The 25,790-nt window shown below is 62.7% G+C and carries 23 protein-coding genes; 9 read left to right on the plus strand and 14 right to left on the minus strand.

The features are described from left to right. Positions 1-45: 45 nt before the first annotated feature. Genes P9292_RS11795 through P9292_RS11805 form a run of 3 tightly spaced genes read right to left on the minus strand, consistent with a single transcriptional unit; the run spans position 46 to position 3,871 of the window. Positions 46-1,938 (minus strand): dipeptide ABC transporter ATP-binding protein, encoded by a 1,893-nt coding sequence (locus P9292_RS11795; protein ID WP_309959064.1) that lies wholly within the window; start codon positions 1,936-1,938, stop codon positions 46-48. After that, positions 1,935-2,903, minus strand: a complete 969-nt coding sequence (locus P9292_RS11800; protein ID WP_309959066.1) for an isoaspartyl peptidase/L-asparaginase — start codon at positions 2,901-2,903, stop codon at positions 1,935-1,937. Before P9292_RS11800 ends, P9292_RS11795 begins: the two co-directional genes overlap by 4 nt. After that, positions 2,900-3,871, minus strand: coding sequence for a MurR/RpiR family transcriptional regulator (locus tag P9292_RS11805; protein WP_250526854.1), 972 nt, complete (start codon positions 3,869-3,871; stop codon positions 2,900-2,902). Before P9292_RS11805 ends, P9292_RS11800 begins: the two co-directional genes overlap by 4 nt. A gap of 192 nt (positions 3,872-4,063) precedes the next feature. On the opposite strand from P9292_RS11805, the gene P9292_RS11810 reads away from it, so the two are divergent. Both P9292_RS11810 and P9292_RS11815 read left to right on the plus strand, forming a co-directional pair. Further along, positions 4,064-5,329 carry a mechanosensitive ion channel family protein gene (locus tag P9292_RS11810; RefSeq protein WP_244829360.1) on the plus strand — a complete coding sequence of 422 codons (1,266 nt, stop codon included), beginning with the start codon at positions 4,064-4,066 and terminating at the stop codon, positions 5,327-5,329. Between the two features lie 194 nt (positions 5,330-5,523). Further along, positions 5,524-6,516: a LysR substrate-binding domain-containing protein gene (locus P9292_RS11815; RefSeq protein ID WP_309848678.1), complete on the plus strand. Its 993-nt coding sequence runs from the start codon at positions 5,524-5,526 to the stop codon at positions 6,514-6,516. Here P9292_RS11815 and P9292_RS11820 read toward each other — a convergent pair. After that, positions 6,513-6,809 carry a YciI-like protein gene (locus P9292_RS11820; protein ID WP_250467363.1) on the minus strand — a complete coding sequence of 99 codons (297 nt, stop codon included), beginning with the start codon at positions 6,807-6,809 and terminating at the stop codon, positions 6,513-6,515. The two genes, P9292_RS11815 and P9292_RS11820, sit on opposite strands and share 4 nt — an antisense overlap. Before the next feature lie 146 nt (positions 6,810-6,955). Here P9292_RS11820 and P9292_RS11825 point away from each other — a divergent pair, with 146 nt between their 5' ends. Together P9292_RS11825 and P9292_RS11830 are read left to right on the plus strand one after the other, a co-directional pair. Continuing rightward, positions 6,956-7,192, plus strand: a complete 237-nt coding sequence (locus P9292_RS11825; protein ID WP_309959068.1) for a hypothetical protein — start codon at positions 6,956-6,958, stop codon at positions 7,190-7,192. A gap of 149 nt (positions 7,193-7,341) precedes the next feature. Continuing rightward, positions 7,342-9,216: an OmpA family protein gene (locus tag P9292_RS11830; protein WP_309959071.1), complete on the plus strand. Its 1,875-nt coding sequence runs from the start codon at positions 7,342-7,344 to the stop codon at positions 9,214-9,216. 89 nt (positions 9,217-9,305) lie between these two features. Here the strand turns inward: P9292_RS11830 and P9292_RS11835 are convergent, their stop codons facing one another. Beyond that, positions 9,306-9,794: a hypothetical protein gene (locus P9292_RS11835; RefSeq protein WP_244829355.1), complete on the minus strand. Its 489-nt coding sequence runs from the start codon at positions 9,792-9,794 to the stop codon at positions 9,306-9,308. A gap of 216 nt (positions 9,795-10,010) precedes the next feature. Here P9292_RS11835 and P9292_RS11840 point away from each other — a divergent pair, with 216 nt between their 5' ends. After that, the gene (locus P9292_RS11840) at positions 10,011-10,265 is read left to right on the plus strand and encodes a GlsB/YeaQ/YmgE family stress response membrane protein (protein WP_244829354.1); all 255 of its coding nucleotides are present in this window, start codon (positions 10,011-10,013) and stop codon (positions 10,263-10,265) included. A 53-nt stretch (positions 10,266-10,318) separates the two neighbouring features. Here the strand turns inward: P9292_RS11840 and hutI are convergent, their stop codons facing one another. From hutI to P9292_RS11855, 3 genes are all read right to left on the minus strand, one after another. Next, positions 10,319-11,554, minus strand: a complete 1,236-nt coding sequence (hutI, locus tag P9292_RS11845) for an imidazolonepropionase (protein WP_309959073.1) — start codon at positions 11,552-11,554, stop codon at positions 10,319-10,321. Continuing rightward, complete coding sequence (gene hutU, locus P9292_RS11850) at positions 11,551-13,239, minus strand: urocanate hydratase (RefSeq protein WP_309959076.1); 1,689 nt, start codon at positions 13,237-13,239, stop codon at positions 11,551-11,553. The genes hutI and hutU overlap by 4 nt, the downstream gene beginning before the upstream one ends. Positions 13,240-13,404: 165 nt before the next feature. Further along, complete coding sequence (locus P9292_RS11855) at positions 13,405-14,619, minus strand: ROK family transcriptional regulator (protein ID WP_309959079.1); 1,215 nt, start codon at positions 14,617-14,619, stop codon at positions 13,405-13,407. 234 nt (positions 14,620-14,853) lie between these two features. Between P9292_RS11855 and P9292_RS11860 the strand changes: the two genes are divergently transcribed. Next, the gene (locus P9292_RS11860; protein WP_244829350.1) at positions 14,854-15,063 is read left to right on the plus strand and encodes a hypothetical protein; all 210 of its coding nucleotides are present in this window, start codon (positions 14,854-14,856) and stop codon (positions 15,061-15,063) included. A 19-nt stretch (positions 15,064-15,082) separates the two neighbouring features. Here P9292_RS11860 and P9292_RS11865 read toward each other — a convergent pair whose 3' ends face one another. From P9292_RS11865 to P9292_RS11875, 3 genes are all read right to left on the minus strand, one after another. Further along, the gene (locus P9292_RS11865) at positions 15,083-18,052 is read right to left on the minus strand and encodes an EAL domain-containing protein (RefSeq protein WP_409015158.1); all 2,970 of its coding nucleotides are present in this window, start codon (positions 18,050-18,052) and stop codon (positions 15,083-15,085) included. A 146-nt stretch (positions 18,053-18,198) separates the two neighbouring features. Then, the gene (locus tag P9292_RS11870; RefSeq protein ID WP_244829348.1) at positions 18,199-18,873 is read right to left on the minus strand and encodes a hypothetical protein; all 675 of its coding nucleotides are present in this window, start codon (positions 18,871-18,873) and stop codon (positions 18,199-18,201) included. Positions 18,874-19,496: 623 nt separating this feature from the next. Beyond that, complete coding sequence (locus P9292_RS11875; RefSeq protein WP_250493585.1) at positions 19,497-19,919, minus strand: hypothetical protein; 423 nt, start codon at positions 19,917-19,919, stop codon at positions 19,497-19,499. Positions 19,920-20,192: 273 nt separating this feature from the next. On the opposite strand from P9292_RS11875, the gene P9292_RS11880 reads away from it, so the two are divergent. Further along, positions 20,193-21,425: an EAL domain-containing protein gene (locus P9292_RS11880; RefSeq protein ID WP_244829346.1), complete on the plus strand. Its 1,233-nt coding sequence runs from the start codon at positions 20,193-20,195 to the stop codon at positions 21,423-21,425. A 3-nt stretch (positions 21,426-21,428) separates the two neighbouring features. On the opposite strand, the gene P9292_RS11885 is transcribed toward P9292_RS11880, so the two are convergent. Further along, positions 21,429-22,472, minus strand: a complete 1,044-nt coding sequence (locus P9292_RS11885; RefSeq protein ID WP_309959084.1) for an alpha/beta fold hydrolase — start codon at positions 22,470-22,472, stop codon at positions 21,429-21,431. A 163-nt stretch (positions 22,473-22,635) separates the two neighbouring features. Between P9292_RS11885 and P9292_RS11890 the strand changes: the two genes are divergently transcribed. Further along, positions 22,636-23,349: a lysophospholipid acyltransferase family protein gene (locus tag P9292_RS11890; RefSeq protein ID WP_309959087.1), complete on the plus strand. Its 714-nt coding sequence runs from the start codon at positions 22,636-22,638 to the stop codon at positions 23,347-23,349. A gap of 94 nt (positions 23,350-23,443) precedes the next feature. On the opposite strand, the gene P9292_RS11895 is transcribed toward P9292_RS11890, so the two are convergent. Next, positions 23,444-23,812, minus strand: coding sequence for a response regulator (locus P9292_RS11895; RefSeq protein ID WP_244829343.1), 369 nt, complete (start codon positions 23,810-23,812; stop codon positions 23,444-23,446). 208 nt (positions 23,813-24,020) lie between these two features. Next, on the minus strand, positions 24,021-24,959 hold the full coding sequence (gene pcaQ, locus P9292_RS11900) for a pca operon transcription factor PcaQ (protein ID WP_309959089.1): 939 nt from the start codon (positions 24,957-24,959) through the stop codon (positions 24,021-24,023). A gap of 125 nt (positions 24,960-25,084) precedes the next feature. Between pcaQ and pcaH the strand changes: the two genes are divergently transcribed. Continuing rightward, positions 25,085-25,786, plus strand: coding sequence for a protocatechuate 3,4-dioxygenase subunit beta (pcaH, locus tag P9292_RS11905; RefSeq protein ID WP_244829341.1), 702 nt, complete (start codon positions 25,085-25,087; stop codon positions 25,784-25,786). Positions 25,787-25,790 lie beyond the last annotated feature (4 nt).

A 25,790-nucleotide genomic window follows, 5' to 3' on the forward strand; every position in this document is an offset into this window, starting at 1 on the left:
ACGGCATCGTTAGACTCCTTTGACTTGACTGATCTTGACTAGCGCTTAATAAGCGCCGCCGACATGATGCTCGGCGACATAATGGTCCGGGCCGACCGCAACGAGTTTCGCCACCACGGGTTCGTCGCCGAGTTTGCGGATTGGGCTCGGTATTTCGTCGGCGGCGAGCATGCGTTTGGCGTGACGGCGCGCGGGATCGGCCACCGGCACCGCGCTCATCAGCTTTCTCGTGTACGGATGACGCGGCGCTTCGAACACCGCCGCGCGCGGCCCGATCTCGACGATCTGCCCGAGATACATCACCGCCACGCGATGACTCACGCGCTCGACCACCGCCATGTCGTGCGAGATGAAGAGATACGCGACGCCGAGTTCGCGCTGCAGATCGAGCATGAGATTGACGATCTGCGCGCGCACGGAGACATCGAGCGCGGAGACGGATTCATCGGCGATCACGACTTTCGGGTTCAATGCAAGCGCACGCGCAATGGCGATCCGTTGACGTTGCCCGCCCGAGAATTCATGCGGATAACGCTGCGCGGCTTCGGACGGCAAGCCGACTTTTTCGAGCAGCCAATCCACGCGTTGTTGCGCTTCCCGTCCGCTTGCGACGTTGTGGACGAGGAGCGGTTCCATCACGGAAAAGCCCACGGTCAAACGTGGATTCAGCGAGGCGAACGGGTCTTGAAAGATGAACTGGATATTGCGGCGCAGCGCCTGAAGTTCGGGGCCTTTCAGCGCGCTGATGTCGCGTCCGTCGAATTCGATGGAACCGCTCTGGCTTTCGACGAGCCGCAAGAGCGAGCGCCCCGTGGTCGACTTGCCGCAGCCCGATTCGCCGACGAGCGCAAGCGTCTCGCCCGGACGCAGATCGAAACTCACGCGCTCGACCGCATGCACCGCCGCCGTCGTGCGTCCGAAGATGCCGGTCTTCACCGGAAAGCGCGTGACCAGATCGCGCACGCGCAAAATTGGCCGCGCGGTTTCGTCGATGGCGGGCTGCGTCTCTCTTTCGACCGCCGCGGATGGCCGCAGCGCGCTGGCATCGTCGGGGGCGAGTTCGGCAGGCTCCACTTCGAGAATCGGAAACTTGGCGGGGCGATCGGTGCCCTGCATCGCGCCGAGCGTCGGCACGGCGGCGAGCAGCGCCTTCGTGTACGGATGCCGCGGACGCGCGAACAGCGCGTCGGATTCGGCTTCCTCCACCTTCTCGCCGCGATACATCACCAGCACGCGATCCGCCACTTCCGCGACCACGCCCATGTCGTGCGTGATGAAGATCACGGCCATGTTCATCTCGTCCTGCAGGCCGCGCACGAGTTGCAGGATCTGCGCCTGAATGGTCACGTCGAGCGCGGTGGTCGGTTCGTCGGCAATGAGCAGCGCGGGCCGGCACGAAAGCGCCATGGCGATCATCACGCGCTGCCGCATACCGCCCGACAACTGATGCGGATAGCGCCCGAACACGCGGCGCGCCTCGGGAATGCGCACGAGATCGAGCAGACGCAGCACTTCGTTCTTCGCCTCCGCGCGGTTCTTGCCCTGATGCAGCGCGATGGCTTCCGCGATTTGATCGCCCACCGTGAACACCGGATTGAGCGAGGTCATCGGCTCCTGGAAGATCATCGCGATATCGGCGCCGCGCACGCCGCGCATCGTGGCGGACGAGGCTTGCGCCAGATCGAGCACTTGCCCGCTGCGTCGCCGGAACGCCATGCTGCCTGCCGTCACCGCGCCGCCGCCGTGTTCGACGAGACGCATGAGCGCAAGCGACGTCACCGACTTGCCCGATCCCGATTCGCCGACAATGGCGAGCGTCTCGCCACGATCGACGGCAAAAGACATGTTGCGCACCGCTTCGACCGTGCGCGAGCGCGAGCGGAAAGTGACGGAGAGATCGCGTACGTCGATGACGCGTGCGTCGGGTAACGTCGTCATGTGCGGTAGATCGCCGTGAAGGGTTGCTCGCCCACGCGCGCGAATCCGCGATACATCCCTTCGGTATTGAACGGCAGCGTGACATTGCCCTTTGCATCGACGGCGATGAGTCCGCCGCGTCCATCGATACGCGGCAGCTTGTTCATCACGACCTCGCGCGCGGCGACTTCGAGCGGCAGCCCGCGATATTCCATCTGCGCCGCCACGTCGTAGGCAGCCAGCATGCGCATGAACATCTCGCCCGTGCCCGTGGTCGAGACCGCACAGGTCGCATCGTTCGCGTAGCAGCCCGCGCCGATCAACGGAGCATCGCCGACGCGGCCGATCTGCTTGTTGGTCATGCCGCCCGTCGATGTCGCGGCCGCGAGATGACCGTGCGCGTCGAGCGCCACCGCGCCGACCGTGCCGAACTTCTTCGCGGGATCGAGCGGATCGTCTTCGCCCGCGGCGAGCGTCGCGGCGTCGTGATCGAGCATCGTGCCGGATGCGCCACGCGCCTTCTGCCATTGCTCGTAGCGCGCATCGGTATGAAAGTACGACGGCTCGACGAATTCGAGTCCTTGCGCCGCCGCGAACGCTTCTGCGCCGGCCGCCGTAAACATCACGTGTTCGCTCACGTCGAGCACGCGGCGCGCGGCGAGCACCGGGTTCTTCAAGCGCGTCACGCACGAGACGGCGCCTGCTTCGAGCGTCGCGCCGTCCATGATGGATGCATCGAGTTCGTGCGTGCCCGCGGACGTGAAGACCGCACCGTGACCTGCATTGAAGAGCGGACAATTTTCGAGCAGACGCACGGCTTCGGTGACGGCGTCGAGTGCGCTGCCGCCATCGGCGAGCAGGCGTTCAACCGCGCGCAGAATCTCCGCGAGCGCCGCGTGATAGCGCGCTTCGGCGTCGCTCTTGAGCGCGGCGCGTACGATCGTGCCGGCGCCGCCGTGAATGGCAATGACCGGAATGGCGTTCATGATTCGCGCGGCTCCGTGTGGGGATGTCGAGTCTGCCGGCGGCGCGGTGTTTGCACGCCGGACGCACTCTTGAGGATAGAAGGTGCGACGAGCCACGGCAGCACGAATTCGGTCAATCCGGATGCCGCCTCGACCGAACGCTTCGCGCGATGCGCAACGGCGTCGCACAAGGCTTCGATGACGGCAAGCACGGCGGTGTCGCAATTGGCGGCGAGCCGCCGTTCCGCGCCGATGGTCAGCACGAGATCCGCGATACGCGCGAGCGGCGACGCGATGCTGTCGGTGAGCGCAACCACGCGCACGCCATGGTCGCGCGCTTGCCGCGCAAGCGTGATGGTGTCGTCGACATAGCGCGGGAAGGCGATGGCAACGAGCAAATCCTCGCGCGATGCCGTGAACAGACGCCGCGCCGCATGCGATGGCCCGCCCGTCAGCGCGAGCGACTGCACGTTCGCGCAATAAGGCGTGAGGCCATGCTCCATGAGACCGGCGAGGAACGCGCTCGCGCCGTAACCGAGCACGAAGACCTGGCGCGCCGCGAGAATGGCTTCGACGACGGCGACGGCCTTCGCGGCATCGACGGAAGTCTGGGCAAGACGCAGGTTCGCCGACGCCTGCGCGAGCGAGGCATCGAAGACGTCCGCGCCGCTCGCGGGCGATTCCAGCGCGGAGCGCAATCGTTCGACCGGCGCGATGGTCGCTTCGAAGCCGCGCACCAGCGCCTCGCGAAACGCGGGATAGCCGGAAAAACCGAGCGCGCGCGCAAAGCGGTTCGCCGTGGCAACCGATGCCCCGACCGCTTCCGCCAGTTCGTCGATCCGCATGGTGGCCGAGCGAAACAGGTTGGCGAGCACGAACGCGCCCATGCGCTGATGGATCGGCGTCAGGCCCGGCATGGCCGCCGCGATGCGCGCGGAGATCAGATCGTCGGCATCCGTCGACGGATGGACCGCTGGTAAGCGTGACATGGGCGCTGGAACAACTCCCGCTGTAAGCAAATGCAATGAAAGTATATTTACCCAAAACAATCGCCGAAAAAAATTCATTTTCATCGAACGCGGGTTTTCGATAAGACGGTCATCGAGCAAACCGTGCGCGCGGAAATGGTGCGCGTTCATGCACAATACGGGGCGCCTTGCATTCGCCCTTTCGTGGAAGCCATGAATCTCGATTTTCTGCCCGACCAGTTGCAACAGCATTTGCCCACGCATCCGTGGGCGCAACTGGTCTTCGGCATCGTCATGCTGGCGCTCGTCGCGCTCTTCGTGCAGTGGGTGGTCGCGCGCATCGTGCTCGTGATCGCGCACCGGCTGCTCGTGCTGGCCGGACACACCGCGTGGGATCAGGCGTTCATCCGCCGGCGCGCCTATCACCGGTTGTGGTACGCGGTGCCGTTTGCGACCATTGCGCTCGGTATCGACGACGTGCCGCATATCGGCCGCTGGGCGACGGTCATCGAGCGCGTGGCGCACAGCGGCGCGTGGGTGTGCGTGTTCCTCGCGACGGGCAGCGCGTTATCGGCGTGGCAGGACGTTTATGCGTCGAGCAAGGAAGCGCAGACGCGCTCCATCAAGGGCTATGTCCAGATCGGCAAGCTCGCGCTCGCGCTGGTGTGCAGCGTGCTCGTGCTGTCCATTCTCATCGACCGTTCGCCGCTCTGGATGCTCTCGGGTCTCGGCGCGTTGTCCGCCGTGCTGCTGCTCGTGTTCAAGGACACGCTGCTGTCGCTCGTCGCGAGCACTCAGCTCACGTCGAACGACATGCTGCGCATAGGCGACTGGATCGAGATGCCGCAAGCATCCGCCGATGGCTTCGTGAAGGACATCGCGTTGCATACGGTCAAGGTGCAGAACTGGGACAACACGGTCACCACGGTGCCGACCTACAAGCTCTTTTCGGAGAGCTATCGCAATTATCGGCACATGTTCGAATCGGGCGGGCGGCGCATCAAGCGGACCATGCGTATCGACGCGCAATGCGTGCGCTTTCTAAGCGACGACGAAACCGACCGTCTCATGCGCTTTCGCCTGCTGCACGATTATCTGCAGCAAAAACAAACGGAAGTCGAACAGGCCAACCGCAATCTCGGCGAACTCGCCAACGAACCCGCGAACCGGCGCAGGCTCACGAACATCGGCACGTTTCGCGCCTACGCGCTGGCTTACTTGCAGCGGCATCCCGAGATCCGGCAGGACATGACGATCATGGTGCGCATGATGGAGCCCGAATCGCAGGGCATTCCGGTGGAGGTCTACTGCTTCACCGCGACGACCGCCTGGACGCAGTACGAGCGCATTCAGGGCGATGTCTTCGACCATCTGCTGTCCATTCTTCCGGAGATGGGATTGCGGCTCTACCAAGCGCCGTCGGGCGCGGATATGTCGGGACTCTCGGGCCGTCTGCGCGGCGAAATGCCGACGCTTTGATTACGCCTTCACACGGGCGCGGGAAGAATCGGGCAAGAATCGTCCAGTTTTGTGTATTCACGCAAGGGTTTCGAATCCTTACGATGTGATCATCGCCGATGTGCCTTGTTTCCCGCCGCTTCGCCTGCCCGGTCAAGCGGCGGTGTGTAGTGGCGCGCATCGCCTTTCCATCGTCGGAATAAGGAAAACTCAACGTGATCGATCGCGTCCATGCCATGCGTGTCTTTACGCGTGTCGTCGATACGAACAGCTTCACGCGCGCTGCCGAATCGCTCGGCATGCCGCGTGCAAGCGTCTCGACGACTGTGCAACAACTCGAAGCATTGATCGGCGTGCAATTGCTCGCCCGCACCACGCGCCGCCTGAACCTCACGGTCGACGGCGCCGCTTATTACGAACGTTGCGCGCAGATTCTCGCGGATATCGACGAACTCGAATCCGGCTTCGGCGCGGGCGAGGAACGTCTGCGCGGACGGTTGCGCGTGGAGATGCCGGACACCGTCGCGACGTCCATCGTCGTGCCCGCGTTGCCGGAGTTTCATGCGCGTTATCCGCAGATCGAACTGTCGATCGGCATCGGCATGCGTAATGTCGATCTGGTCGGCGAAGGCGTCGATTGCAGCGTGCAGCTTGGCGAATTGCCTGACTCGGGGCTCATCGCGCGGCGGCTTGGCGTGCTCGAACAAGTGACTTGCGCGAGTCCCGCGTATCTGGAAAAGCACGGCATGCCCGCATCGGTCGATTCACTCGCGCAGCACGTCGCGGTGAACTGCGTGTCGAGCAAGAATGGCCGCCCCGCCGATTTCGATTTCGACGTGGACGGTGAAGCCGTCACCATGAAGATGCGCGGCTTCGTCCAGGTCGCCGATGAACACGCGTATCTCGCGTGCGGCATAGAAGGGCTCGGACTGATACAGCCGTTGCGGATCGCCGCGCAGCCGTATCTGCGCTCGGGGCAACTGGTGGAAGTGCTGCCGCGATGGAAGTCGCCGCCGCTGCGGGTCTCGGTGGCGTTCTTGAAGAGCCGGCAGGCGACGCCGCGCGTCTCGGTATTCGTCGACTGGCTCGCGGACCTCTTCGAGCGCACCCAGCAAATGGACGATACGCTCACGAGCCTTTATCGCGCCGCGCGCCGCGACGCGCCCGCACGCCGCGACCGGCCTTCGGAAGAAACCGCCGACGTCTAACGAACGGGCGTGGCCGCGTCCTCGCCCACCACGGTGTTCCACTTGCGCACTTGCCAGCGTTCGACGAGACCGTTCACCACGTAAGGATCGTTACGTGCGAACGCCTCGGCGGCCGCGGGCGAGTCGCCCTGAAACAGCAATATGGCGCGATCGGCGGGCGCATCGAGCGCACCAGCCAGCACGATCTCGCCGCGCTCGGCTGCCTGCCAGGCGAGCTTCAGATGCGCATCGCGAAATTCCGCGCGCCGCTCGAGATAGTCGGCGCTGAGTTCGTAGATCATCAGGTAATGCATCGTCTGTCTCCTTGATGTGATTGCGAACGTGCGAAGTATCCTATTTTGCATGCTTTCGGAGTTATTTTAAGACTCCAATCAGAAGCGTCCGATCGCGTTCCCCGCAAGGATCAAACATCATCGACAGGTTAAGTCAAGGACCCGTCATGAAGCGCGATCAACCTCCCTGCAGTAGCTGCTCGAAGCACGAATGCCGTGCTTGCGTGTGGACCTCGCCTCTCGATGCGTCGTATCGCGCGTTCGTCCATTCGAACCCGGTCTACGCCATCCTCGCATCGAACGTGCATCAGCACGAACCCATGCCATCCGAAGCATCATGGCTCGGAATCGCCGCCAAACGCGTGGCCCGCTTTTTCTCGGATTCTTCCCTTCGGGCACGCTGATTCGAGCTCATGCCCGCTCAACCGTGACACGAACGTAACGGTTTCTGTAAATAAGTTATCTCGAAAATATTTTAGGATAGCTGCGCATATAAAATGCGTCGCGTCAATGCGCCTTCATCTGGCGCTACAGCATATAGGATAGACAGTCGATGAGCATCAATCTGGTCCAGGCAGTCAGGTCCGCGATTACGGACCAAATCGCGGAACAGCTATCGCAGAAATTCGGTATCCCTGCGCAAATCGTTCAGCAGCTGACCGCACGCGCAGTGCCTGGTCTCGTTGCATCTCTCATGGAACGTTCGGCTTTTGCTGATGGCGCGAACGCGCTGTACACGGTCGTCATGTCGCCGGACGCGAACGCTTTTATCGCGGATCAGTTGAGCAACGTGATAACCACGACGAGCGGCCTCAAACACCTCGAAGCAAGCGGACATTTGATGGCCGCGCGCGCGACGGGACAACGCATCGACGCTCTGACAGATGCGGCTTCCATTGAGACCGGCGTGCCGGCACAAGCGACATCGGCCCTCTCGGGCATGCTGTCCGCCGTGTTGTTCGGTGTGCTGAAGCATTACTTCCTGCTCTCGCAGGTTTCGGTGCATGCGTTGCCCGCGCTGTTGCGCGATCAGGTAGCCGAAATCCGCGCAACGCTTTCGAACGGAATCGCGGCCGCCATTGGTCTTGGCAACACGGAAGGTTTTGCCAGCAATATCGCGGGCCGTCTGGATGCCGTCGGTGCGACGCTGGAACCGGCACTTGAGCCCGCTATTGCAACCATTCCAGCAACGGCGGCCATTGCGACGGCAACGCCACCGGCGCCGCGAGCCATTGCGCCTATCGCACCCGCACCCGCGCCCGCACCCACGCCCACGCCTGCGCCTGCTTCCACTCCCGCCCCCGCTTTCGCGGCCGCAACGACCCAAATGCGAGCACCCGTGCGCAAGCCCGCGCCGAAAAAGTCGCACAAATGGATTTGGCTCCTGTTTGCCATGCTCGCCGCGATTCTCGCGGCGGTGTACTATCGTGGCTTTACGAACGGCGACAAGTTCGACCTAAGAGCGTCGACCGCTGCATCACCCGTCACGCAGGTCACACCGGCTGCATCTTCGGTCGATACACAAGTCAATGGTTCAGACACGCTGCGCACGGACACGGCATCCGCAACGGCGATAGCTTCCTCGGTCGATGCCGCAAGCGGCATCGCGGCGGCTTCCGTACCCGATGCAGCACCGGCGAAGTCTAAAGACGCCAGCTTGCTGTTTCACGTGAGTTCTGCGGGCGTTCCTTCGATCGAGGCAACCGTTGCCACGGACGCCGAGAAGCAACGTCTGATCGATGCACTCGAACAGCACTTTGGCAAGAACTACAGCGCCAACGTTTCCGTCGATGCACAAGCGCGTCCCGCCACGTGGCTTTCGCACGTGACGGATCTCTTGCCGCTAATGGCCGTGCCGGGCGCGGAAGCGAAAATCGCGGGTTCGAAGGTTGAACTGAGCGGCACGGCCGCCGAAGCGAAATTCGGCTGGATGGATCGCTTGAAAACCACCTTCGGCGACATGTTTCAGGTCACCTCGTTCAACGTGGACAGCGCGGTCGCCAATGCCACGCAATCGTTCCGCAGCGCCATGAAGACACTGCTCGCCGCAGAAGATTCCTGTTCCGGCGACAAGCTCTCGAAGGTGCTCGATCTGCAGGTGGTCAACTTCGGACGCTCCAGCGCAACCGTGCCGCAAGACGCGTATGCCACGCTGGATCAGACTGCCGCGTTGCTGAAAGACTGCGCGGCCAAGGGTTCGATGGTCAAACTCGAAGTCGCGGGATACTCGGACGCAACAGGTGTTCCGTCAGCCAAACTGGAAATGTCGAGGGAACGCGCTCAAGCCGTGCGCGGCTATTTGATGAAAGCCGGCGTGCCTTCGAATTCCCTCACGTCGAACGGCTACGGCGACGCAAACCCTATCGCCGATAACGCCACCGCAAGCGGTCGTTTCGCCAACCGTCGTATCGAGTTCGTCGTGAAATAAGCTGCGGGTCGGTGACTCGCTGCTCGTTGTCTGCAAGCCGTCGCAAATGCGACGGCTTTTTTATTGCGCTGGCGCTTTTCGAGCGCCGCTCAATGCGGCGCCGCGTAGTCGTTCTCGGCCCAGCGTTCGGCGCTTGTCTTGCTCAGCTTGAACGCAGGCGACACGCGCACGTGCGCGAGCTGCGTGCCAAATGCATCGAAGGCCTTCAGGTTGGCGTAGGGGTCGTCATCGTCGGGGACGATTTCAAGCGTGACGGTAACGTCTTCGCCACGTACGTCGATGGAAACGTTCTTGTGCAGCATGGCATGCCGCTGCTGCTCGTGACGGCGCAATACCTCCGACGCCGTCTTGACCAGCGTGCGAAAAGCGTTCGCGTCCAGCGGCTTCGGGTTCTTCTTGTCGCGGCCCATGGTCCACGGGCCGACGAGCGCGGGCTCGGCCTCGCCCGCCTGGATCATCGCGACGGCCCAGCCATCGTCGTCTTCGTTCTTCATGACGCGAGCGGTCCAGCCGTCGTCGCGCCAGAGGCGGTCTTCGTGAATCGGGTCGTCGGTTGCGGGGAAATCGGAATCGGTCATGGCGGCGCCGTGCAGGCAAAGTGATGCAGAACACGGATTTTACCGCGTGAGATGACGTGGCATCCCACGTGCTAAGGAGACTGGCCGAATGGCCAATCCCGGCCAAGTCGCGCGGCGTGTCATATCCAAACGCATTGTCGCGTGCTACTTTGGACGTGCCGGAATGCGTCCGGAGCAATCTCAGCCAACGAGCAGCAATTCAGAAGGAGCTACCGCATGTTTGCATTCATCGGGACTTTGATCGTCGGACTGGTTATCGGGCTCATTGCGCGCGCCGTCAAACCAGGCGATGACAGCATGGGCTGGATCATGACCATCGTGCTGGGGGTCGTCGGTTCGCTGGTGGCGGGCTATGTGGGACGCGCGCTCGGCTGGTATCAGCCCGGGCAGCCCGCCGGATGGATCGCCTCCGTGATCGGCGCAATCATCTTGCTCGTCGTGTGGGGCATGATCCGCAAGCGCAGCGTGTGATTCTTATCGGTTGTCGAAAAACGCCTCGTGCTTTTGGACGAGGCGTTTTTTTATTACCTTAACGCCGTAAGGCCGTATTGCCAGACAGAAGTCGTCACTACTTCGCCGTTTCGCACCACGCAATTGGGCAATGAACCGCCCAACCAATAAGCCAGCTCGGCCGGCCGACCGATTTTCCACGCGACGAAGTCCGCCGCCTTTCCCGCTTCCAGCGATCCATGCGAGCCGTGCAGGCCAAGTGCGCGCGCCGCATGAAGGGTCACGCCAGCGAGCGCTTCTTCGGGCGTCAGACGAAAGAGCGTGCAGCCGAGGTTGAGCATCATCCGCAACGAAAGCGCGGGCGATGTGCCGGGATTCAGATCGCTGGCGAGTGCAACTGGAACGCCGTGGCGTCGCAAGGCATCGACGGGCGGTAGTTGCGTTTCGCGCAGCATGTAGAACGCGCCAGGCAGCAGCACGGCGACGGTGCCCGCGCTTGCCATCGCCGCGGCATCATCGTCCGTCATGTATTCGAGATGATCGGCGGAAAGCGCCTGATAGCGCGCCGCGAGGGTCGAACCATGCAGCGACGACAACTGTTCGGCGTGCAGCTTCACCGGCACGCCGTGTTTTTGCGCGGCGAGAAACACTCGCTCGACTTGTTGCGGCGAAAACGCGAGATGCTCGCAAAAGGCATCGACGGCATCGACCAGGCCTTCATCGATGAGCGCCGGCAACATTTCATCGCAGACGAATGCGATGTAATCGTCCGCGCGATTCGCATACTCGGGCGGCAGTGCGTGAGCTGCGAGACAGGTCGCGCGCACGGTCAAGGGCAGCGTTTCGCCAAGGCGCCGCGCGACTCTCAGCATCTTGCGTTCGTTCGCGAGATCGAGCCCGTAGCCGGATTTGACTTCAAGCACGGTCACGCCATCGCGCAGCAGGCCGACGGCGCGCGCGCGGGCGCTTTCGAACAGCGCGTCCTCGCTGGCTTCACGCGTCGCGCGTACCGTGCTTGCGATACCGCCGCCGCGCGCCGCGATCTCCGCGTAGCTCGCGCCTTCCAGACGGGCCTCGAATTCGCCGCTGCGGTCGCCGCCGAAGACGAGATGCGTATGGCAATCGATTAGACCCGGCGTAACCCACGCGCCTTCGAGATCGATACGCTCGCAATCGCGCTCCGGCGCGGCGACGCGCGGCCCGATCCATTCGATACGCCCGCCATGCGTCAGGATCGCGGCATCTTCGATGATCGAATACTTGCCGCCCGTCATGGTTGCGACGTGGCAATGCTGCCAGAGCTTGTTCATCGCTTGCCGTTCGCTCCGTCGATCATCGGCAAGTCGAGGCCTTGCTCGCGCGCGCAGTCGACGGCGATGTCGTAGCCCGCATCGGCATGACGCATGACGCCGGTGGCCGGATCGTTATGCAGCACGCGGGCGATACGCGCGTCGGCTTCGACGCTGCCATCGCAGACGATGACGACGCCCGCGTGCTGCGAAAAGCCCATGCCGACGCCGCCGCCGTGATGGATCGATACCCACGTTGCGCCGCTCGCCGTGTTTAGCAGCGCGTTGAGAAGCGGCCAGTCGGAGACGGCGTCCGAGCCGTCCCGCATCGACTCGGTCTCGCGGTTGGGGCTCGCGACTGAACCGGAATCGAGATGATCGCGGCCGATCACCACCGGTGCGGACAGCTCGCCGTTGCGCACCATCTCGTTGAACGCGAGGCCGAGCTTCGCGCGTTGCCCGAGGCCGACCCAGCAGATGCGCGCCGGCAAGCCCTGGAAGCTGATGCGTTCGCGCGCCATGTCGAGCCAGCGATGCAGATGCGCGTCGTCCGCGATCAGCTCCTTCACCTTCGCGTCGGTCTTGTAGATGTCCTGCGGATCGCCGGAAAGCGCGGCCCAACGGAACGGTCCGACGCCCCGGCAAAACAGCGGCCGGATATAAGCGGGCACGAAGCCGGGGAAATCGAACGCATTCGTGACGCCTTCGTCCTTGGCCATCTGGCGGATGTTGTTGCCGTAATCGAACACCGGCACGCCTTGTTCGCGGAAGGCGAGCATTGCCCGCACGTGTTCGGCCATCGATTGCTTCGCCGCCTTCACCGTGCCCTGCGGATCGCTTTGCGCACGGTCGCGATACTGCGCCCACGTCCAGCCGTTCGGCAGATAGCCGTTGAGCGGATCGTGCGCGCTCGTCTGATCGGTTACGAGGTCCGGGCGCACGCCACGGCGCACGAGTTCGGGCAGAACATCGGCGGCGTTCCCGCAGAGTGCGACTGACACCGCGCGTCCTTCGGACGTGTATTGCTGCATGCGGGCAAGGGCATCGTCGAGATCGGTGGCTTGCTCATCGACATAACGTGTCTTCAGACGGAAATCGATCCGGCTCTGCTGGCATTCGATATTGAGCGAACACGCGCCCGCGAGCGTCGCGGCGAGCGGCTGCGCGCCACCCATGCCGCCAAGTCCGGCGGTCAGCACCCAACGTCCCTTGAGATCGCCGCCGTAATGCTGCCGACCGGCTTCGACGAAGGTTTCATACGTGCCCTGCACGATTCCCTGGCTGCCAATGTAGATCCAGCTTCCCGCCGTCATCTGCCCGTACATGGCGAGACCCTTGGCGTCCAGTTCGTTGAAATGCTCCCAGTTCGCCCAGTGCGGCACGAGATTCGAATTGGCGATGAGCACGCGCGGCGCGTTCTCATGCGTCTTGAAGACGCCAACCGGCTTGCCCGATTGAATCAGCAGGGTTTCATCCGCTTCGAGCCGCTTGAGCGTTTCGACGATCTTGTCGAAGCTCGGCCAGTCACGCGCCGCGCGGCCAATTCCTCCATAGACCACCAGTTCGCGCGGATTCTCGGCGACTTCCGGGTCGAGATTGTTCATCAGCATGCGCAGCGGTGCCTCGGTCAGCCAGCTTTTGGCATTGAGTCGTGCGCCGCGCGGGGCGCGAATTTCAGTGTCGCGATAACGAGAAGATGAGGTCACGAGGCAGGCTCCTGCGCGTCGGAAGATTGAGCGAACGGACGCGGATTTCTCGCAGGCCCGAATTCGAGTTCATGTTCTTGTATATACAACTTTCGTTGTACTAGGGATTTCCCGACGCCAATTTCTCGTGTTTGGCAGCGCCTTGTATAGACAATGCAATCCGCCTCAAGTCTCCAGCGGCTTCAAGAACAATTCATGCTTCGGCGCGAAGTGCGCGTAAAGCGGCAGAATGGCGCCGCCCATCGCGCGTGCATCGGTGCCGATCTGTCCTTCCACCAAACGTGGACGCGTCATGCCTTGCCAGTCGAAATGGCTGAGCGCTTCATCCGTACGCCGGATGATCTCGCGCAGCAAGCCGCGATCGATTTCGCCGTCGATCACGACCGCCTCGAGATCCAGCAAAGCCGCCGACGACGCGATGCTCAACGCGATCGCCGGGCACGCGTCGTCGAGCCACGCCTCGGACAGCGGCCGCAGCGAAGCCGACCATGCGCGTTCGTCGTGAGCGGCGGCGGCGGGCGCGCCGGCCGCCGCGAACGCCTTTTCGAGCACATAGACCGACGCGGTGTTGAGCAACTGCGCCGCACCGTCGCGCTTTTGCAGCGGCAGCGAGCCGATTGCTCCCGCGTTGCCGCCCGGCCCCGCGTGCAAGCGGCCGTCGATGACCAGCCCGCCGCCGATGAACGTCCCGATGAACACGTACAGAAAGTTGCGCAACCCGCGCCCCTGCCCCATCACGAGTTCGGCGGCGCAGGCGGCCGTGGTGTCCTTTGCAAACTCGACAGGCAACGCCGTGAGCGCCTGAATGCGCCTGCGGATATCGATCTCGTTCCATGCGGCGAGCACGTCGGGCGGCGTATCGAAGAAATCGCGCCAGCCGCCGAGCCACAACGGCGCCGCCACGCCGATGCCCGCGATCTTGCGCGCGTCGTCGCCGAGCGCGTCGATGGCGCGCGTGAGCCGTGCGGCAAGTTCCGTGAAAAGCGTGGCGGGATCGGGATAGGGATAGTCGAGCGTGTCGCGCGTGCGAATGGCGCCGGTGAAGTCCATCGACAGCACGTCGAGGCTGCGTCGCCCCACTTTCACGCCGATGGAAAACGCGCCGTCCGCTCGCAGCGCAATCGGCACCGATGGCTGCCCGAGGCGCCCCGGCACACGCGTTCGCGCTTCCTTCACGAGCAGGCCGTCGTCGATAAGGTGATCGACGATCATCGACGCCGTTTGCATGGAAAGGCGCGTGAGGCGCGCGATGTCCGCCTTCGGCAGCGCGCCGTGCAGACGAATGGCCTGCAGCACGATGCGCTCGTTGAATTGGCGCATGCCGAGCTGATTCGAGCCGACCGAATGAACAGACGCTTGGCGCGAGGATCGATCAGGCATGCGCGCCCTCTTCGCAGCGCAAACACGCGCCATGCGAAGCGCGCTCCAGGTCGTTCATAAGCGGCTCCCGCTTCAAGTCCGGCGCGTTGATCGAGTTGAGGCATTCGCGCCGATTCTAGCAAGCTCCTGTAAGGAAACGGCCGCGTGGAAAGTTTCGCGCTGCAATATGTTTCGCGATTTTTATCGGGTTATGGTGATGCCGACGTTCCCTATTCACCGGCCAGGCCACGCAACATGAGCACACTCGAAGCCCTTCACGCGATTGTCAACGACGACAACGCCCCGCAGATCATTCGCGATCACATCGTCGATTCCCTGCAGTTCGCGCTGCGCAATCATCCCGGCTATTTCACGCAAAAGGAGATTCAATGGCTCGCGCAATGGGACGACACGCGCATTCCCATCGCGGCGAACAAGATTTTGAGTGAATCGAAACCCGCCTGAACGGGTTCGAAAATAGAAATTAATGGGTGCCCGCGGCGCGGGCGCGCCATTCATAGTCGAATGCGAGCGCCTGCGCCGGCGCGGATAGGCACTCGACAAAACTCACCACTTCCGGATCTTTTACGAAACTCGCAGCGGAAGTCGCCGAAAGAATGGCGACGCTGTCTTGCGGTTTCGCGACTAAAAAACCCTGCACATAATCGACGCCGATTTCCTGCAATGCGCGCAGGGTATCGATGTCTTCGACCCATTCCGCCACGCTGCGCATGCCGAGATTGCGCGCAAGCGCGACGATGGCTTCGACAATGGCGATATCCGCCGGATGCGCACACATGGAGCGCACGAATTCGCCGTCGATTTTCAGCGCATCGGCGGAAAGTGCCTTCAAATATTTGAACGAGGAATAACCCGCGCCAAAGTCGTCGAGCGCGATTTTGCCGCCCATGTCATGGACGCGCGCGATGAAGCGCTGCGTGTTCTCCAAATCGTGCAGCGCCACGCTTTCAGTGATTTCAAGGCAAAGGTAATGCACCACTGATTGATGCCGCGCGAACAACGCGAAGATATCCTCCATGAATTGCTCGTCGTTGAGCGAACCGCCTGAAAGGTTGACGCAAATGAATTGCGTGTTCTTCAATTCATGGCGATGCGCCTCGATCCATTCGAGCAACGTGGTAATGACCCAGCGGTCGATTGCAGCAATATTGCCGGACTCTTCCGCCGCGACGATCACCTTGCCCGCGGGCAGCGTCGTGCCGTCCGGCGCGCGCATGCGCAGAAGTACTTCGAAATTAAGCGATTCCGTTGGCGCCGATAACGACATGATCGGCTGCATCACGAGAAAAAGGCCCGGCGGCAGACGATTGCGGCCGAGCGTCTCGACGAGTTTCAATTCTTCCGCGCGCTCCTCGAACGCCGCCGCGCCCTTGCGGTACGTGACGAGGTGAGTATGCGCGACCTTCTTCGCTTCGCGGCACGCGCGATCCGCATGCGACAGCGCGTCCTGCACGCGCACGCCCTGCGAGCATTCGACGAGACCGATCGAAGCCTTCACCTGAAACGCGCGATTGCCGACCTGATAAGGCGCGTCAGAAAGAATGGAAATGAGTTCGCGGCATTGCGCGATGGCGTCTTCAATCGACGTGTCGTGCATGACGCAGACGAACTCGTCGCCACCGATTCGCCCCACTGCGTAATTGCGCGCGAAGTGCGCCCGCGTGCGTGCCGCGACCTGTCGCAACACTTCGTCGCCACTGCGGTGGCCGAAGAGGTCGTTCACGAGCTTGAAGCGGTCGAGGTCGACATAGGCAAGCGCCCACGGCAACGTTTCATCGCTTTGGGCGGAAATAGCTTTCTCGATACCGCGCCGGTTCAGCGAGCCCGTCAGCGGATCATGCTCCGCGAGGAAGCGCAGACGCTCGACGGCGCGCGAACGTTCGGTCGTGTCCTGCAGCGAGCCTTCGATCCAACCGTTCGAGCGGATAGCCTTCAACAGATAGCGCCGCTCGCCCGTGCCGCGCGCGGCGGAACCGCCCATTTCGAGCTCACCGTCACTGCCTTTCGATGCCAGCGCCTGCAGCGCGCCCCACGCGCCGGGCTCGAAGTAATCATTCCAGTGGCGGACTTTGTATTCCGCTTTCTGCAGGTCGAGCATCGAGCGCAGCGCCGGATTGGCGCGCACGAAGCGGCCGTCGGTATCGAGCGTGAAGAGACCGATTGGCGTGACTTCGTAAGTGTTGCGTAATTCCATCTGCGCCTGACGGCGGAAGTCGCGCTCGGCGCGCATCTGCTCGGCGATGGCAAACGCCGCCATCATGCTCGACGACAGCGCGGCCATTACCGTGTTCACGCCGCCGACTAGCACCTTGAGGCCGAACGCCGCGCCAAGTACTTCGGAGAACGTGGAAAACAGTACGATGGCGAGCGACGCCACATACCACATGACCGTGCGCGAACGGGCCATCCACACGAGCCGCACGAGGAAGAACAGCAGCACGCAGATACCGAAGCCGGCAATGACCCACAGCGTCGGAATGAACAGCGAATACGGCAACGCCACGGCTGCCCCAAGGAGCACGATGCCGACGTACTGAATGACGCGCAAAAGCCACCGATAACCGACCACGCGCAATTCGCGGCGGAACAGCTGCTGGAATAGCGCGGCGGTCAGCAAGTAGTACGCGGCGAACGTGATTTGCCTCAGCGGCGTCATGAAGTCGGCTGGCAGCACGCGGCCGAGCCACTGCATGTCCCAGCCCATGGCGTTGGCGCACAAGCGCAGATTGCCGACGAGCCACACCGCGAAAATCACGTACGTCCATTCGTGATTGATCAACGCGGTGACGAAAACGAATACCGCGAGCGTGAGCAAACCGCCCGCGATCAGCCCGGAGCTTTCCTGGAAGTCGAGCGCCGAGCTTCGGAGACCTTGCCATTCCCACGCAAACGCGTTGATCTGCGCCGGGCCCGAATAAACGCCGCGGCAAATGACGGACAACGGTGCCTTGATGCGCCCCACCTGCACGAAGAAACCGGCCTTGACCGGATGCATCTCGCCGCTCACGCTTTCGCGATCGGCGGTGCCGAGCGGCTGGAGGTTAGTGGCGTTCCAGCATGAAAGCGACTGCGCGTGGCGCGAAGGCAGTTCGATTGCAGTCGACGACTCCGTGCTCATGACGGGCGCCGTGATGGAAAACCAGACGGGTTTTTCGGAGAGATGCGTGTTGTAGCGCGTGGTGGCCGGTGCGGCGCGCAGCGCTTCGCGCGCGGCTTCGGGACCGAGCGAGTCGCCATGATCGGCGAGAACGTGAAGTTCGAGCGGGACCGCGCCCCGCGTTTCGTACTGGCGGGGTAAAAAGAAGAGCGTCGCTAGCGTACCGAGTGCGATCAGAAACGGGACCGCGTAGACGGCGACCGCGTACAACGCGCCGTCGATCCACGAGCCCGAGCGTCTGAATCTCGATAAGGAAGCTGGAATAACCGACGCCATACCTGAATAAGCCCCCCGTTTGCGCCGATCTTGCCGGCGAGAGGCGCGGCGGAGCCGAGCTTGCCCCCGCCACCGCACTCTTTGGCCAACCGGACCACTTCGGGCCCGGCTTTTTTGCTCTTGCTTTCGTTACCGCAGCCCTTCTTCTACCGGCCGTAAGCCATCAGCGGAGCCTCAGGGCATCGTACCGGTTCCCAGTCAAAAGATAAATCTACAGATTGCAAATCGATGTCCGGATGATGCGTATTCACCATGTAGTTGAACAATGGGTGACGCGCCTCTTCCCAACGCTGCCGCGCGACAGCCACTTCCTTGGCCAGCACGCGATGCGGCATGCCGCCCACGTGCGCCATCGGCAGATACTCGTTTACGCCGAACACGTCCTTGAACAGCATGGCTTCGTATTCCCGGTCGAGCGGCGCACGCGCGGTAATCACCATCCAGTCGATCTCATGCAGTTCGCAGAACATCCACAACGCCTTGCACAACGCCACCTTCACGACTCTTCCCACCATGCCGCCCGCCACGCCAAGGCGCGTCGCTTCCGCGAGACGGCTTTCGGCGAGATGACCCGGCAGCTTGATCGATTGCTCGACCGCGAGCGGCGCATACGCATTGGTCTGAATGCGCATGGTGCCCAACGGCGCGCCATCGAGTTTCGATTCCGCGAGCAAAACCGCGGTGCCGCTATCGCGATCGGAATGCTCGATCGTCATTTTCTCGGCGAATTCGGGCAAATGCCGACCATACGCAGAACGCCTGATGCTTACGGCTTTCTGGAGCCCGTCGTCGTCCTGGACGATACGGATAGTAAACGGCATGCGTTCCGTTTTCTGAAGTGCGGGCACTACCGTGAGTGTCGGACGAAGCGCCGTTTCAGATTGGTTAGCGGCGGCATTCGTGGCAAGGTTCAGACGTTCCATTTTGTAAACCCCATTTTTCTTGGCGATTAGGAAATTGCCGCGTGATATGGGCGTTTTAAGGTTGTGCCCTCACACGGCGAATCGAGCCTCTCACGAAGTCAAATAACGGGGTGCGCGCTTGCCACTGTTTCTCAGCAAAATTCAGGCTAAACAATTAGAACTTTTATTCTAATTGCCGAACTAATCGCCGGGCAACTGCTGCAAAAATAAATATGCATAGCCGGTATTCGAATATGCATGCACAAGAAGAGTGAAAAGAAACGAGGGCCAACAGCCACCAAATGCCGTGAGAGGTATTCAGGAGAATAGCCGTCTGTCAAGCAATACGAAATATCGCGTAATCACGTCAAAAGACTAAAAAAAGGGGACACGGTAACGTTTGCGCTTCACGCAACACTCGAAAACAGAAAACGGCAACAAATGGGATCGTTGGGGAAATGAGCGGACACAAAAACGCGGATGCCTCGACTTTTGGCATCCGCGAATCTCACAACATGTTGAACAAATCAAAGACGGGGTAATCAGTCTTCTTCGTCGAGCCAAGGAATGTCGACGTCGGTAATGAAGGCAACCATGGCAAGCGGGCGTCCCTCCTGACGGCCGAGATTGCCGTCGGCACGCTGCCATTCGCAGCGGAAGATGGTGGCCGGCGTGTCGGCGAGCAAGGTGATCGTGCGAATTTCGTCCGGATCGTTCTCCTCGACAGGGCCGTCGAGCGAAACGAGCAACTGCTGCGGCCACGCGCCGTCGGCGGGATCGTAGATCTTGTCGCCGTCGTGAACGACCACGTGCGCTTCGACGCCGATGGTCGCCGACGCCTCCACGATCATCTTGCCGAGTGCGCGCAACACCGCCGTGGCGCGAGCCGAATTGGCCTGACGGATGGCGAGATCGCCGCGCGTGAGCGCCTGCTCGAGTTTTGGATTGGTTTTCTGTTGCGCCATCGATGTCTCTCAAAGGTTTTGGTGCAAGCTTCGACGAGCCTTGCGCCGCTTAAGTTGCAGCGGGATCGTATCACCGCCTCTTCAAAGATAGGTCGCGGCGCGGGCGCGGGCAAACACGACGCCGCCACTCAAGTTTTCGCACGCTCGGCCGATACTGCCTTGTATCCCCATCTCGCCGCGTGCCATTGCCGTGCCGTTCATCGACTCGTATGTGCATTCTCCCCGACGCTGTGTCCGCATGCAGCCGTCAGGCCTCGGCCGGCGTGGTCCGACGTGTTGACGGCGCACACCGGAGTCGTCGACGGCATCACGCTTCGCACGCATCTGCAGCCGATCTACAGCCTTCCGCATCAGCGCGAAGTCGGTTACGAGGCGCTGTTGCGCGGCGATGCGGGCGATGGCGCGCTGATCGGCCCGTTCGATCTGTTTGGCCGCGCGATCGTCTCGGGCGAGCTCACCGCGCTCGACCGCATGAGTCATCTGGCGCACCTCCGTCATGCCGCGCCGGTGCTGCCGAGCGCGCATTGGCTGTTCGTCAACATGAACCCTGCGACTTTCACGGACCCTGGCTATGCGAAACAGTTCGCCGCGCTCACGCACGCGGCCGGGCTCGCGCCGGAGCGGATCGTGATCGAAGTGCTCGAATCGGGCGGTTCGGATGTCGCGGAAATCGCGCGCGCGACGCGCTCGTTTCGCGCGCAGGGCTTCCTCGTCGCCGTCGACGACTTCGGCGCCGGGCATTCCAATATCGATCGTCTGCTCACGATGCGGCCGGATATCGTCAAGCTCGACCGCAGCCTGGTGCGCGCGCAGAGCGGCAAGCGACGCACGCCGATGCGCGATGCGCTGATGCCGAAGCTCGTCGATCTGCTGCATGAATCCGGTATGTTCGTGGTGGCCGAAGGAATCGAAACCAGCGACGACCTGATGCTCGCGGCGCGCTCCAACGTGGACTTCGTGCAGGGCTATCTGTTCGGTCAACCAGCCGCGCAACTCGCCGAACGCGGCGCGGCCACGCCGCTCTTCGAAAACGTATTCGATTCGCTCGCGCAGACGCGCCGCACCGAGCGCCTCGCGAGCGACTTGCTGCTGATGCCGTATCGCTCGAATCTGGCGCAGGCCGCGACGCGCCTCGCGGGCGGCGCATCCGCCGAGCATGCTTGCGCCGCGTTGCTCGCGCTGCCTTGTACGATCAGTTGCTTCTTTCTCGACCACGCGGGTCGCGAATGCCTGCCGACGCTCGCCGGCGCGTGTGAGCGGCGCTCAGCCGACCGCTTCGCGCCCATCGCGGACGCCTCGACCGGCCGCTGGGACACGCGCCCCTACTTCGTCGATGCCCACACGCGGCCGCAGCAGGTCATCACGAGCGCGCCGTATCTGTCGGTAACGGGGACGTCGCTGTGCGTCACGCTCACCATCGCGACGCAGCGCAACGGACGGCTGATCGTCGCGGGCGCGGATCTCGACTGGCGACGCCTGACCGAAGCGGCGCCGTCGATCCTGTAAGCGTCAGCTTGCCGCGATGGCTTGAGCCAGGGCCACCGCGCCTTTGCGCAATGCCGTCACGTTGTTGGGCTCGAAGGTCCAGTGCCCGGCGACATCCACGATGGCGAGTTGCGCGCCCGGCCAAAGCGCGGCAAGGTCGAACGCCTGATCCGCGGGACACACCATGTCGAAACGTCCGTGGACGATACTGCACGGCAGATGCGCAATGCGCGCGACGCGCGGCAGCAGCGGTTCGGGCGGCAGTTCGTGTGCCATGTAGTGACGTTCGAGCAGCGCCATGGAAACGGCGGCGGAGTTGGCCTCGGCGCTCGGGCGCTTGTCGTCCTGCTTCGGGTCGCTCGATTCCTTCGCTTCGCTCGATGCTTGCGCTTCACCCGATACTTTCGCCTCGTCCGCTTCCTTCGCCTCCTTCGGCGGCTTGTTGACCACCGACAAGGTGGTCTCATACAGCGTCCACGCGCGCGCGAGCCGCGTGCCGGCTTCATCGAAACGCGCGAGCGGCGCTTCCGTCAGTTGCAGGATCTCCTCGCCGCTTGTCGGACGCTTCCCGCTCGCGGCTTCGATGGCGTCCAGAAACGCGCGATGCGCCTCCGGAAACACGCGCCGCACGTCCCACAGGAACCAGTCGATGTCCGCGCGCCGCGCGAGAAACACGCCGCGCAGCAAGAAGCCCGTGCAGCGTTCGGGATGCGTGACGCCGTAAGCAAGCCCGAGCGTCGTGCCCCACGAGCCGCCGAACAGCGCCCAGCGCTCGATGTTCAACGCGACTCGCAGCTTCTCCATGTCGCCGACGAGCGCATCGATGCCGTTCGCCTCCAGCTTGCCGAAAGGCTTCGACTTGCCGCAGCCACGTTGGTCGAAGAACACGACGCGCCACTTGTCCGCTTCCAGCACCTCGGCCCATTTGAGATTCATGGCGCCGCCGGGGCCGCCGTGCACGACGAGCATGACGGGCGCCTCGCGCGGACCTTGCGCGCGCCAGTAGATGGAATGGCCGTCGCCCACGTTGAGCATGCCTTCGTCGAAACTCACCGGCTCCTGATCCATGTGTTCCCTTGCGATGTTGATATAAGCGGTCGATGACCTGCACGCGCCATTGTTGCATCGCGCGCCCGAAGACGCATGAGCGAAGCGGCGGTTTTTGCCTCGTGCGTTCACGGCTCGATACCGTTATGCTTCTGGGCTTTCCTCCGTCGATCGCACGATTTCAATGCGCAGCACCCTCGTCAAGTGGCTCTTCGCCACCTATCTGCTCGGCAGCGGCACGATCTGGTCGATCCTGATCCTGCCGCTTTTCCCGTTCGTCGGCAGAAACGGACGCTATTGGTTAGCCAGGCAATGGTGCCGCGCGATGGTCACGATGATGCGCGTCATCACCGGTGTGGGCGTCTCGGTCGAAGGACTCAAACACTTGCCGCACGGGCCGTGCATCGTGTTGAGCCGCCATGAATCGACCTGGGAGACGCTCGCGTTCATGGCGCTCTTTCCGCGCCGCATCAGCTTCGTGTTCAAGCACGAACTCATGCAGATTCCTTTCTTCGGCTGGGTGCTGCGCGGTCTGGACATGGTGAGCCTCGACCGCGGCTCGATCCGTCAGGCGCACCAGGCTGTCACGCGTGAATGCGCCGCGCGGCTGAAGAAAGGCGACGTCGTGGTGATCTTTCCGGAAGGCACGCGCGTGGCGCACGATGCGCCGCTCAAGCTCGCTTCGGGCGGCGTGCGGCTCGCGTGCGCGACCAAGGTTCCGGTCGTGCCCGTTGTCCACGACGCGGGCAAGGTCTGGCCGGCGAAGGGTTGGCCGGATCATGGTGGACATATCCGCGTGATCGTCACGCCCGCCTTGCCGCTCGAATGCGAAATCCCGCAGGAATTGAACCGGCTCGCTCAAGCGCAGATGGATGCGGCGCTGGCGGAGTTGCGCTGATTGGTTAAGCCGCAAGCCTTTGCCCCGTGGATGCGGACTTGAGGCCTTGGTCGTCGCGTTCCGAGATTCTCGTCGAAGCGCAAGCAGCAGCCGTTCAATAAAGCGGCCGCTTCTTTGCGGCACACAGACGGTTCACGGCCGCAACCAGCGTCTCCATCTCGACCGGCTTGCGCAGATACCCGTCGTAGCTCACGAAAGCTGGCGGATTCGGATGCCCTGAAATCATCAGGAAAGGGATGTGCGCGAGCGCGGCGTCGTTCTTCATCGTTTGACAGAGAAGCGCACCGCCGAGTCCCGGCATCATCCAGTCGGACACGACGATGTCGACCGTCTGCGCGCCGAGTATCGACAGAGCGCCGTTGCCGTCGACGGCGTAGAGCACGCGGCAATCCTCCCCTTGCATGCAGAGGGTCCAGGCTTCGATGGTGGCGGGGTCGTCATCGACGAGCAGAACGGTCTTCATGGAGCGAACGAGTTGACAGCAATGCGGCACCAAGTGCGGGAAATGACGTCGATGCGCCGAAGCGGCACGCGTCGATAAGACCGGCGCCACGAGCGTTCGTTGCAACCGATTCGCTGTCCCGGCGGGCTTACGTCATAGTATTTGTTTCGCGCGAAATCTGCGCGGTAAATGCTGCTCTAGCAAGGTGCGCGCCGCAGCGCACGACCGGTCACTTGTTCCCGGCGCGCGCACGGCCCGCTTCGCGCAAGGCATCGACCAGACTATCTTCCACGGGCGTGCGCGCGGAGTCGTTGCGACGTATCAAGCCGATCGGCTCATCGGTGCCGGCGAAGGGCATGGGCAAGGCAACGAGCAAGCCGAGCGCGATGTCCTGCGCGACCGCGCCCGCCGGAACGAACCACACGGCGTCATTGTGCAACGCGAGCGCGCGGCCAAGCGAAACCGACAGCGTTTCGATCAACGCGGTGAGCGCATGCGCGCCGAACGCTGTCACAACGCTTTCAGCCGACTGACGAATCAACGTCCCGAATGGCGGCACGACGATCGCGAAACGCGCAAGCAACGCGGGCGTGAGCGGCGCCTCGAACGTCAGCGGATGCTCGCGTCGGACAATCACCGCTAGCGGTTCACGATAAATCTGCTCGAAGGAAAGCTCGTGCATGGCTTCTGGCTCAGAGAGCCGGCCGACGACCAGATCGACGTCGCCCGCCTTCAGCCGTTCGAGCAGTTGCGCGTTCGAATCCGTGCGAACGGCAAGCGAAATGGCCGGCCATTGCTGCCGGAAAGCAGCGAGCGCGGGCGGCAGCAAGGCCGTGGCGACAGTCGGCAATACGCCGATGGAAATGGTCCCCGGCACATCGCCACGCTCGCGCAGCAGCATGTCCACGCCTTCGCGCAGCGACGCCACGCACGCGCTCGCATGCGGCGCGAAGAGCCGGCCCTCGCGCGTGGGAACCGCGCCGCGCCTGCCACGCTCGAACAAGCGCACGCCTAGAATGGATTCGAGTTCCCCTATGGTCTTCGACACGGCCGGCTGCGTAATCGACAGGCTGTCTGCCGCGCGCTGCACGCTGCCGAGCTGCGTCACGGCAAGGAAACACTGAAGGTGGCGGAACTTGACGCGAGTGTTGGTGAAGTCGATATCCATGACGAGTCGTTATGCAAGCAGGCACGAAACATCATTTTCCATAACTCACTGCATTCGATAAAGTAGTTGCCAGAAATATCCGATTGAAAAACCCGGACACCCTACAAAACAGGAGACACGTCGTCATGACCTCGCCTATTCTCACGCCTCGCGACTGGGATTCCCACCCGCCGTATCTGTCGCCGGGCTACCGGTCATCCGTGCTGCGCAGCCCTTCGCTGCCGCTCATCCCGCTGAAGGAAAATCTGCGCAACCGCCGCGTTCCCGTCTATGGCGCGGACGACCTGGGCACGCTCGATAACGACCTCACGCGCAATGCCGCCAAGAACGGCGAGCCGCTCGGCGAGCGCATCATCGTGACGGGCCGCGTGCTGGACGACAACGGCCGCCCGGTGCGCAACACGCTCGTGGAAGTGTGGCAGGCCAATGCCGCCGGACGCTATGTCCACAAGGCCGATCAGCATGACGCGCCGCTCGACCCGAACTTCCTCGGCGCGGGCCGCTGCCTGACCGACGACGAAGGCCGCTACCGCTTCATGACGATCAAGCCGGGCGCGTATCCGTGGGGCAATCACACCAACGCGTGGCGCCCGAATCACATTCACTTCTCGCTCTTCGGCGACTACTTCGGCTCGCGTCTCGTCACGCAGATGTATTTCCCGGGCGACCCGCTGCTCGACCTCGATCCGATCTATCAAGGCATTCCCGAGCAGGCGAGAAAGCGCCTCGTGTCGCGCTTCTCGATCGACACGACTCAGGAAAACTACGCGCTCGGCTACGAATTCGATATCGTGCTGCGCGGCCCGGACCAGACGCCGACGGAGTGAACGA

The organism is Caballeronia sp. LZ001 (assembly GCF_031450875.1).
Taxonomy (GTDB): domain Bacteria; phylum Pseudomonadota; class Gammaproteobacteria; order Burkholderiales; family Burkholderiaceae; genus Caballeronia.

Coding starts and splice junctions, on each gene's coding strand:
- P9292_RS11830 (WP_309959071.1), top strand. CDS start 7,342: ATGAGCATCAATCTGGTCCAGGCAGTCAGGTCCGCGATTACGGACCAA.
- P9292_RS11840 (WP_244829354.1), top strand. CDS start 10,011: ATGTTTGCATTCATCGGGACTTTGATCGTCGGACTGGTTATCGGGCTC.
- P9292_RS11895 (WP_244829343.1), bottom strand. CDS start 23,812: ATGAAGACCGTTCTGCTCGTCGATGACGACCCCGCCACCATCGAAGCC.
- P9292_RS11810 (WP_244829360.1), top strand. CDS start 4,064: ATGAATCTCGATTTTCTGCCCGACCAGTTGCAACAGCATTTGCCCACG.
- P9292_RS11870 (WP_244829348.1), bottom strand. CDS start 18,873: ATGCCGTTTACTATCCGTATCGTCCAGGACGACGACGGGCTCCAGAAA.
- P9292_RS11835 (WP_244829355.1), bottom strand. CDS start 9,794: ATGACCGATTCCGATTTCCCCGCAACCGACGACCCGATTCACGAAGAC.
- P9292_RS11805 (WP_250526854.1), bottom strand. CDS start 3,871: ATGTCACGCTTACCAGCGGTCCATCCGTCGACGGATGCCGACGATCTG.
- pcaH (WP_244829341.1), top strand. CDS start 25,085: ATGACCTCGCCTATTCTCACGCCTCGCGACTGGGATTCCCACCCGCCG.
- P9292_RS11890 (WP_309959087.1), top strand. CDS start 22,636: ATGCGCAGCACCCTCGTCAAGTGGCTCTTCGCCACCTATCTGCTCGGC.
- P9292_RS11865 (WP_409015158.1), bottom strand. CDS start 18,052: ATGGCGTCGGTTATTCCAGCTTCCTTATCGAGATTCAGACGCTCGGGC.
- P9292_RS11795 (WP_309959064.1), bottom strand. CDS start 1,938: ATGACGACGTTACCCGACGCACGCGTCATCGACGTACGCGATCTCTCC.
- P9292_RS11875 (WP_250493585.1), bottom strand. CDS start 19,919: ATGGCGCAACAGAAAACCAATCCAAAACTCGAGCAGGCGCTCACGCGC.
- P9292_RS11885 (WP_309959084.1), bottom strand. CDS start 22,472: ATGGATCAGGAGCCGGTGAGTTTCGACGAAGGCATGCTCAACGTGGGC.
- P9292_RS11860 (WP_244829350.1), top strand. CDS start 14,854: ATGAGCACACTCGAAGCCCTTCACGCGATTGTCAACGACGACAACGCC.
- P9292_RS11820 (WP_250467363.1), bottom strand. CDS start 6,809: ATGCATTACCTGATGATCTACGAACTCAGCGCCGACTATCTCGAGCGG.
- hutI (WP_309959073.1), bottom strand. CDS start 11,554: ATGAACAAGCTCTGGCAGCATTGCCACGTCGCAACCATGACGGGCGGC.
- pcaQ (WP_309959089.1), bottom strand. CDS start 24,959: ATGGATATCGACTTCACCAACACTCGCGTCAAGTTCCGCCACCTTCAG.
- P9292_RS11800 (WP_309959066.1), bottom strand. CDS start 2,903: ATGAACGCCATTCCGGTCATTGCCATTCACGGCGGCGCCGGCACGATC.
- P9292_RS11825 (WP_309959068.1), top strand. CDS start 6,956: ATGAAGCGCGATCAACCTCCCTGCAGTAGCTGCTCGAAGCACGAATGC.
- P9292_RS11855 (WP_309959079.1), bottom strand. CDS start 14,619: ATGCCTGATCGATCCTCGCGCCAAGCGTCTGTTCATTCGGTCGGCTCG.